The 1,607-nt window shown below is 72.7% G+C and carries 1 protein-coding gene and 1 pseudogene; both read right to left on the bottom strand.

The features are described from left to right. The coding region (locus tag ACWDCZ_RS41170; RefSeq protein WP_449818697.1) for a GNAT family N-acetyltransferase at positions 1–333 on the bottom strand (333 nt) is incomplete at its 3' end. 23 nt (positions 334–356) lie between these two features. After that, a pseudogene (locus ACWDCZ_RS41165) lies at positions 357–1,493 on the bottom strand (M4 family metallopeptidase); the annotation flags it as partial. Positions 1,494–1,607: the final 114 nt, after the last annotated feature.

The raw sequence follows: 1,607 nt of genomic DNA, 5'->3' as shown, positions 1-1,607 counted from the left end.
ATCGAGCCGCAGCCGCGGGCGGGCGTGGCCCCGGCGCCGGTGGGCCGGGTCGGTGACCACGGTGTGGATCCGGGCCCACCGGCCGGTGGGGTGGCTGGGGCCCCGGTAGCAGCGGTGGACGACGCCGATGGCGCAGGCCGCCAGCGCGCCGCCGTCGGCGGGGGCGACGAAGGCGAGCAGGTCCGGGTCGGTGCCGAGCCGCGCGCGCATCTCGTCGCGGAAGGCGGCCCGCCAGTCGTCGGCGGGCCGGGCGCCGTCGAGCACCGCGACGCGCAGGCGCAGCAGCTCGTCGGCGTCCTCGGGACCGGCGGGCCGTACGGGGGGAGCGGTCATCCGGGGCCGCCTCTCGGATGGTGTCAGCCGTTCACGTTGACCGCGGACCAGCTGTCGGCGACGGCGGTGACGGTGGCGCTGTCGGGGCCGAAGAGGTCGGCGGCTGCCTGGAGGGTGGCGGCGCGGGCGCCGGAGTAGTCGGTGGTGGAGGTCATGTAGGTGGTCAGCGCGCGGTACCAGATCCGTTCGGCGTCCGCCCGGCCGATGCCGGTGACGACCCGGCCGTCGACGGTGGGGCTGTCGTAGTCGTAGCCGTTGATGGTCTTGGGGCCGCTGCCCTCGGCCAGCAGGTAGAAGAAGTGGTTGGCGGGGCCCGAGGAGTAGTGGACGTCGAGGCCGCCGATGCCGTCGTACCAGTAGTCCGGGGAGTGGCCGTCCTTGGAGGGCTGGTCCAGGTAGCGCAGCGGGGTGCCCTTGCCGTCGAGGTCGAGGTGCTTGCCCATGAGGTAGGCGGGGACGTCGGTGGGGTTGTCGGCGTGGAAGGAGACCGCGGTGCCGAAGATGTCGCTGGTGGATTCGTTGAGGCCGCCGGACTCCCCGGTGTACTCCAGGCCGGCGGTGGCGGACGTGAGTCCGTGGATCATCTCGTGGGCGGCCACGTCGAGTTCGGTCAGGGGTTTGGCGTTGCCGGGCCCGTCACCGTAGGTCATGCAGAAGCACTTGTCGCTCCAGAAGGCGTTCGCGTAGTTGGAACCGGCGTGGACCCGGCTGTAGGCGCCGACGCCGTCGCCGCGGATGCCGGAGCGGCCGTGGACGTCCTGGAGGTAGTCCCAGGTCTGGGCGGCGCCGTAGTGGGCGTCGACGCCAGCGGTCTCGTCGTTGCTCTGGTCGCCGCTGCCCCACCGGTCGGTCTGGTTGGTGAACAGGTCTCCTCGGCCCTTGGCCTCGTGGTGCATGTCGTAGGTGCGGTGGCCGCCGCGCGCGGTGTCGTTCATCTCGTACCCGAGCAGGGTGTGGGTGGTGCCCAGGGGCACCGTGCCGTTGTACTGGCCCTGGCCGATGCCGGTGTGCACGGCCTCGTAGGCGTACAGCTGCCCGCCCGTGGTCGCGTCGGTCACGACGTGCCGTTCGCTCGGAGTGCCGTCCTCCTGCGTCGCCTCCAGCACCGACTCCCAGGCCAGTGCCGGGGTTCCGGCGGCGGACCAGACGACCAGGCGTGGGAGCACCGTCAGGCCCTTGCTTCAGTCCCGCACGCCCCGCACCTCAGTCCCGTACGCTCCAGCCGCTCGCCCGCAGCGCCTTGGTCAGCCGCTTCACCGCCGTCGGCGCCACCG

Source organism: Kitasatospora sp. NPDC001225 (assembly GCF_053597855.1).
Note: the sequence above shows the minus strand (reverse complement) of the source record. Positions and strands in the feature narration are given on the sequence as shown.